The sequence below is a fragment of the Bradyrhizobium sp. 197 genome, from assembly GCF_023073375.1.
Lineage (GTDB): Bacteria > Pseudomonadota > Alphaproteobacteria > Rhizobiales > Xanthobacteraceae > Bradyrhizobium.
The window spans coordinates 21,489-27,968 of sequence record NZ_JADPJJ010000141.1 but is presented as its reverse complement, the minus strand read 5'-3'; the positions used below and the strand labels follow the sequence as shown (position 1 = coordinate 27,968).

6 protein-coding genes and 3 pseudogenes are annotated in these 6,480 nt (G+C 61.2%); 7 read left to right on the top strand and 2 right to left on the bottom strand.

Going from position 1 to position 6,480, the window contains the following annotated elements:
* Window positions 1-295: 295 nt before the first annotated feature.
* The 4 genes and pseudogenes from IVB27_RS31305 to IVB27_RS31290 form a co-directional block, all read left to right on the top strand.
* A pseudogene (locus tag IVB27_RS31305) lies at window positions 296-535 on the top strand (IS21 family transposase); the annotation flags it as partial.
* Window positions 535-1,634: pseudogene (locus IVB27_RS31300) on the top strand (ATP-binding protein). The pseudogenes IVB27_RS31305 and IVB27_RS31300, both read left to right, overlap by 1 nt.
* A gap of 206 nt (window positions 1,635-1,840) precedes the next feature.
* Window positions 1,841-2,050, top strand: a complete 210-nt coding sequence (locus IVB27_RS31295; protein ID WP_247342330.1) for a hypothetical protein — start codon at window positions 1,841-1,843, stop codon at window positions 2,048-2,050.
* A gap of 493 nt (window positions 2,051-2,543) precedes the next feature.
* Window positions 2,544-2,720, top strand: a pseudogene (locus tag IVB27_RS31290) (IS21 family transposase); the annotation flags it as partial.
* On the opposite strand, the gene IVB27_RS31285 reads toward IVB27_RS31290, so the two are convergent.
* Both IVB27_RS31285 and IVB27_RS31280 read right to left on the bottom strand, forming a co-directional pair.
* Window positions 2,707-2,970 carry a hypothetical protein gene (locus IVB27_RS31285; protein ID WP_247446688.1) on the bottom strand — a complete coding sequence of 88 codons (264 nt, stop codon included), beginning with the start codon at window positions 2,968-2,970 and terminating at the stop codon, window positions 2,707-2,709. The pseudogene IVB27_RS31290 and the gene IVB27_RS31285 sit on opposite strands and share 14 nt — an antisense overlap.
* Window positions 2,960-3,067, bottom strand: a complete 108-nt coding sequence (locus IVB27_RS31280) for a hypothetical protein (protein WP_247446687.1) — start codon at window positions 3,065-3,067, stop codon at window positions 2,960-2,962. Before IVB27_RS31280 ends, IVB27_RS31285 begins: the two co-directional genes overlap by 11 nt.
* A gap of 635 nt (window positions 3,068-3,702) precedes the next feature.
* On the opposite strand from IVB27_RS31280, the gene IVB27_RS31275 reads away from it, so the two are divergent.
* From IVB27_RS31275 to IVB27_RS43845, 3 genes are read left to right on the top strand one after another with little or no spacing between them, the layout of a single operon-like run.
* Window positions 3,703-4,335 carry an outer membrane protein gene (locus tag IVB27_RS31275; RefSeq protein ID WP_247342327.1) on the top strand — a complete coding sequence of 211 codons (633 nt, stop codon included), beginning with the start codon at window positions 3,703-3,705 and terminating at the stop codon, window positions 4,333-4,335.
* 27 nt (window positions 4,336-4,362) lie between these two features.
* Entirely contained in the window at window positions 4,363-5,880 is a 1,518-nt protein-coding gene (locus IVB27_RS31270) for an FAD-dependent oxidoreductase (RefSeq protein ID WP_247446685.1), read from the top strand.
* A 23-nt stretch (window positions 5,881-5,903) separates the two neighbouring features.
* Window positions 5,904-6,461 (top strand): aminotransferase class III-fold pyridoxal phosphate-dependent enzyme, encoded by a 558-nt coding sequence (locus tag IVB27_RS43845; RefSeq protein WP_524536528.1) that lies wholly within the window; start codon window positions 5,904-5,906, stop codon window positions 6,459-6,461.
* The last annotated feature ends 19 nt before the right edge of the window (window positions 6,462-6,480 follow it).

Below are 6,480 nucleotides of genomic sequence, written 5' to 3'. Positions count from 1 at the left end.
CCAGGAGGGATCAGGGCCGACGGTCGCAGGGCTCGCTGCATCATGTTGATTCCCTTGTGAAACCAACGCGAGCCGGCGCCTGAACTTCATCAAAAGTGAGTCAGAGCCAATATTGGCTCTGACGCATATTCGATGATCGTGATTGTTTTTATGGCGCGCCAATCAGCCTTGCCTGAAGGAGGTCGAGCTTAGCGCGCCCGTACATCTGCCGTTTGACCAGCTTGAGCTTAGTGATCTGCGCTTCCACTTGGCCATTGGACCATGGTTGCGTAATAGCGGCGTGCACCGCGCCCTTAACCGGCAGATGGTCGACATCCTCAACGCGGTTCTGACCGACGGCTTGCCGGCCGTCGAGGCGACCTGTGCCGAGGCGATCGCTCAGGGCGTTCATTCCGCCGATGTCGTGCTTAACGTTCTGGCCCGCCAGCGTGATCCTGCGCCGCCGGCCAACATCCTCACCCCGGTTGCGCTGACATTGCGCCATGACCCGATCGCCGACTGTGCTCGTTACGACCACCTCAGGAGAACCATCTGATGGAGCGTACTCAACTGTTCGATCTCATGGGTGAGCTCAAGCTCTACGGCGTGAAGGCTGCCTTCGACGAGATCATGGCGACCGCCATCAAACGCCAGCACGAACCCCAACGCATTGTCGGCGACCTGCTCAATGCCGAGATCAACGAGAAGCAGGCCCGCTCGATCAAGTACCAGCTCACCATCGCCAAGCTGCCGCTTGCTAAGGACCTTGAGGACTTCCAGTTCGAAGGCACCCCCATCAACAGACCCTGGCCAATGATCTCGCCGGCGGCGGCTTCATCGCCCAGCAACGTAACGCCGTTCTGGTCGGCGGTACCGGCACCGGCAAAACACATATGGCCATCGCCATCGCCAGAAGCTGCATCCGATCTGCCGGTCCTTGGCGGCTGCCGATCAATGCCGACGAGGTCACACCATCGACCTCTCCGGAGGTGAAGCCCAATGCGGAGACTTGGCTCGATTTCACCGACCTCGTCTTTATCGATCCGGTCGGGACCCGCTATAGCCGCTTCGCGGCGACCGGCGAGGATGTCCGCAAGCAGTTCTTTTCCGTGGACGGCGATGTCAACGCGCTCGCTCTGGTGATCCGCCGCTGGCTCGAGAAGCACGACCGATTGTTGTCGCCAAAATATGTCACGGGCGAAAGCTATGGCGGTATTCGCGGGCCAAAGGTGGTGCGCCAGTTGCAGATGCAGCAGGGCGTCCGCGTCAAGGGTCTGATCATGATCTCACCCGTGTTTGACTACCGCGAGTCTGGCACGAGCCTTCTTCGATACGTCGCAACGCTGCCGAGCTATGTCGCGACCGTGCGCGGAGCCAAGGGACCGGTGAAGCGGACCGATCTCGCCGACGTCGAAGCTTACGCGCGCGGCGAGTTCCTGACCGACCTCGTCAAAGGCAAGGTGGACAAGGAGGCGACCACGCGGCTGGCTGACAAGGTCGCCACGCTAACCGGCATTGACCAGACAGTGCCGCAGGCTCGGGGGCCGCTTCGGTATCACCGAATTCAGCCGCGAGCTCGACCGCAACAACGGCGAGGTGACCGGCCTCTACGACGCCTCCGTGCGTGGCTTCGATCCCTATCCGGATTTCGGTAGCCCCGGATTTGGCGATCCCTCGGGCGAGACGCGTCGGGCGCCGCTGACCAGTGCAGCCGTCGATCTCCTGACGCGCAAGCTGAACTGGCGGCCAGATGGCTCTTATGAAGTTGAGCAACGCCGCGGTTACGCGCGCCTGGGATTTTGGCGCCGGTCCCCCGCAGTCCTTGTTTGAGCTGCGCCAGATCCTTGCGACGGATCCGAAAATGAAGGTGCTGGTCGGGCACGGCCTGTTCGACCTCGTAACGCCCTATTTCCGCTCGCAGCTCTTGCTCGATCAGTTGCCCGCCTTTGCCTCAGGGCCGCGCGTCAAACTCACGGTCTATCCGAGCGGCCTCATGTTCTACTCGCGTGATGCATCGGGCCAGGCTTTTCGCGCAGAAGTCGAAGCGATGATGAAGCCGGCGGCGAAATAAGTCACAAGTAAGCGCTCGGGTGTGTCGTATGTCACCGCTTTCTCAGCGGGAGACCGCAACTGAAATCCTAGCGCCAGCTTGCGATTTTTGGAGATTTTCGGCTGACCGGTCTTTGCCGGCTTCTTTAGCGGCGTCACCGGGGGGCAAATAGCCAGCTGGCAGTGCTCCATGCGCGCGGCCACGTTCTTCATCCCGGATTGGTTCTTGGCCAACTGAGCGCCTCCTCTTGGAAGCGCTGATAGTGCCATTCGGAACGCAGGAGCATCTGGTCTTTATCGGCGCGAGCCAAATCCAATGCGTGCGCGTTTCGCAGGATCGTGAGCGCGGATTTCAGGGGATGGTGAGCAGAGGTTTCAGACGATCGTGAGCAACGATTTCGCGGGATCGTGAGCAAGGTTTTCGGAGGCTTGCGCCGCTTCGGCCGACAACTCTACGGCTTAGGGATGACCTCGTCGTTAACGAGGAAGCCCAATGCCTACCGGAGAGATTGTCGATGCGCCGGATCAAGGAAGTCCTTCGGTTGAAGGATGTTCAAGGCGCACCGGAGCGGGCCTTCGCACGGAGCGTCGGCAGCAACGGCGCTGTGTACGGCTATCTGAGCCGCGCCCGCTCTGCTGGGTCAAGTTGGCCGCTTCCGGAGGGGATGACCGATCCTGCTACTCGACCGTCTCGACGACACGCAGCTTCTCTTCCCAAACCCGCTCAAGCGAGCGCGCCACAAGACGGTTCTCGGGCTCTACGGCGTCATACTGACGCCGATCGCGCTCGGCCTCGTAGCGGGCGCGCTCCACCCGAAGCGCCTGGCGCCCGAGCTGACGGCTCTCCTGCTCCAGTTGGCCCGCCGCCGCGAGTGCGATCTCAATCTGATCCGGCACCAGGGCATCGAGGACCACCGGCTCAACCAGCGGGTCAACCGCCAAAGGTCCGGACTTCCTGGCAAAGTGCACTGCCTTGCTGATCCCGATCTAAACGGCAGCAATAGACCGGATGATCGGCATTCGGGCCCGTGTAGCGCATGCTCATGCGCCGTCCGCAACGGCCGCAGATCGCAATTCGTTGTAACAGAGCTGCCCCTTGCGCGGAACGTCAGAGTGTCCCGCCTCATAGCGGCAGACGTTATCTGCCAGTCGCCCCTGGTCGGCCATGAACTCCTCCCAGCTGACATAGCCTGCTGCTGTGATCACGCGGCCCAGATAGCGTTTGCGATCGGTGTTTATATGTCCAGCAATTCAGCTGCGATTTGATGTATCTCAGCTGAACTTTCTTGGACTGCTATTTCACCGCGCGGGTGCAAGAAGATTGAAGCAATCACCGCCTTTTGCAAGAGCGTTGGCTGGAACGGTCGATCGGCGGTGCCGCGTACAGCATGCGTTGTGTTTCACCAAAGACGCACGGCTTGTTTCGATCACAACGGGTCTTGTCGGAAAGATGACATCGCGACAAAAAAACCCGGAATGTGCATAGCGCGCGCTGGCCCGGATCCTGCACACCACACGCGGCGTAGAAGCGATAACACAACGCACGCCTCGAGCTGCATTGAAGATCGTCGTTTGTTGAGTGGTGATATGGGATCTGGAGTTCTTTTTTGGGGCGCAGCAGCATTTGCACTCGTCGCATCTGGCGCCGCCCATTCAGCGGATCTCCATCCGGCCATGAAAGTGGCTCTGTGGAGCTGGACTGGAGGATATATCGGCGTGCACGGCGGCGGCGGCCATGGCCGCACTTCCTTCAGTGACCCCTACGGTCCATCAATTTATGGCGACATCGTCAACACGCCTGTGTTTCTGGCCGGAGGACAGATCGGCTACAATTGGCAGACGAATGGCTGGGTGTTCGGCGCCGAGTTAGACGCGAGCCATGCTGTCTCCGATGGCACGAACAGCTGCCTTGCCTTCTCAGGCAATGTCGTGATTGCTACCTGCAAAGCAGGTCCAAACGTCTTTGTCTCAGGGACCGCTCGTGTCGGCTACGCGTTTGGCCCGCAGGGCCGCACGCTGGGCTACGTCAAGGCAGGGGTGGCCTGGCAAAACAATCGCGGCGAGATCGCCAACAACAACGAATTCTGGGATGAAAGCTTTGCCGGCTTTCCGCGGCACGTCACGCAATTCGATTACGGCCGTTTCGGTTGGACCGTCGGAGCCGGCATTGAGCAAGCGCTCACGCCTGCTTGGTCCTTGAAATTCGAGTACGATTACATGAGCTTTGATGGGACACGTCTGGCGACACCCCCGACCATGCAGGGTCCGCCATTTGCGATCATCCCCCAGCACAAGCAGCCTTTCTAGCAGCTATCTCTTGCGACAGGTGGGACAATGACGTCCAAGTCCGTTGACGTATGTGTAGTTGGCAGTGGCGCCAGTGGCTCAATCGTCGCCCACGAGATCGCCCGAAAAGGATTCCGGGTGCTCGTCCTCGAAGCAGGCCGGACGCTTCCCGCCGGTGCCTCACTGGCAACGGTTCGAAACGGCGTCGATGATGCCGCCCTGGCGCGCGCTCCTACCGGTACATTGAGGCCGTTGGGTCGACCCTGGACAGTCTCGGCGCTCGGCGGTGGGTTGACATTGTACGCAGGCATCGCATTCCGCTATCGCACCGTCGATTTCGACGCGAGAGCGCATGTCGCCGCGGACGCGCTCGATCCGGTCTGGCCTGTCGATTACGATATACTACGTCCCTACTACGAGGAGCTCGAACAGCGGATCGGGATAGCTAGACTAGCTGGTGCCGATCCGCTCGAGCCCCCCAGCGATCCCGCCGTGCTGCCGCCGCACAGATATAGCTTGCAGGGCGAACTGATCGCGACTGCGGGCGGACGTCTCGGCCGGCTGCCATTTCCCACCCCGCTGGCAATCAATTCTATCCCGTACCGCGGCCACGCGGCTTGTGACCGCTGCGGCCCCTGTAACGAACACCTCTGTCCAAGCGGCGCGCGGGCCGATGCGCGGTCCTCGTTCACTGACGTCTCCCTGCCGCCGGGCGCGCTGTCGATCGCCCCTGGCAGCAAAGCTGTACATATCGCGCTTGGTAGCCTTGGCCGCGCGGACTCCGTGGAATGGCTGGACGTGCTCACTCGGCACCGCGCCCGGGTCCGCGCCCGCTGCGTGGTGCTCGCTGGCAATGCGATTCAATCTGCCGCCTTGTTGCTACGCTCAGCGCAGCGAGCGGCGCCTAACGGCATCGGCAACGCCAGTGGCATGCTCGGGCGCGGCATCTGCTTCAAGGTCAGCGGCTACGTGTCTGGCACCGTCACGATCGACCGCGTGCCTTCGCATCCGCCCGGCGGGCCGTTCTCAACCGTTGCAATGACCGATCATTACCTCGACGCCGAGGCACCCTCCGGGCTAGGCGGACTTATTTACGAAGCTAGTCCGGCACAGCGGGAGGTCCGTGGCCGAAACGTCACGCTGAGAGTGCATTTCCTAGCGGCCGACCAACCTATGCGCAGCAACGCGGTTCGACTAGCTAACAGTCACGATCAGCTAGGCTTGTCCAACATCATTCTCGAATACCGGACTCATTCACTGGACAAGCGGCGATTAGGTTATTTGTCCCGGCGCGCGTCGGACCTGCTTGCTGCGGCGGGCGTGAAAAAGATCGCTTACGAGGAGTCCATGTATCAGTTCGGTAGCGGTCATCTGCATGGTGGCTGTCGAGCGGGGAATGATCCAAGGGAGTCCGTGGTCGACCGCTGGGGTCGCGTGCACGACATCGACAATCTCTACGTCGCGGACGGCGGGTTCTTCCCGTATCCCGGAGGGGTCAACCCGACCTTCACCATTCAGGCGAATGCGCTGCGGATCGCGCGCAGAATCATCACGCAACTGGCCTGATCGGCTGAGACCGGAGAATTCTTATGCTCAGCACGCCCCATGCCACGTTGGCGGTGACGGATACGCACAAATCGGCACTGCGCCGTGCCTTACGGGTTACCGCGTCAGAGAAATGGGATCTCAATCGGCGTTTTCCCCTCGTGATGAGCCGTGCCTCCGGCGCGCATGTCTGGGATGTCGACGGAAGACGATACGTGGATCTCACCTCCTGTGGTGGAGCTGCACCGCTCGGAGCCGGATATGAACCGGTCGTCGATCATGTCGTCTCAGAGCTGCGCCGCACCGGCGGCATCCTGCCCGGGCCATTGTCCGTGCACCGGATCGAGCTGGCCGAACGGCTCGCGGAGATATTCCCACGAGCGCAACGCTCGTTGTTTTTCCGCACCCGCTCCTGCGCTACGACCGCCGCAATCCGCCTAGCTCGCGCGCACATGGGTACGAATCTGGTGCTTACCAGCGGGTATCACGGTTGGCACGACTGGCAATTGCAGGACCGTCCCGCGATGGGGCTACCCCGAACGGGACCGGGACAGTGTCGACTTCCGCTACGATCTCGACCTATTCGAGAAACTTTCCGGTGAGCAGCGCGTCGCCGCGGTA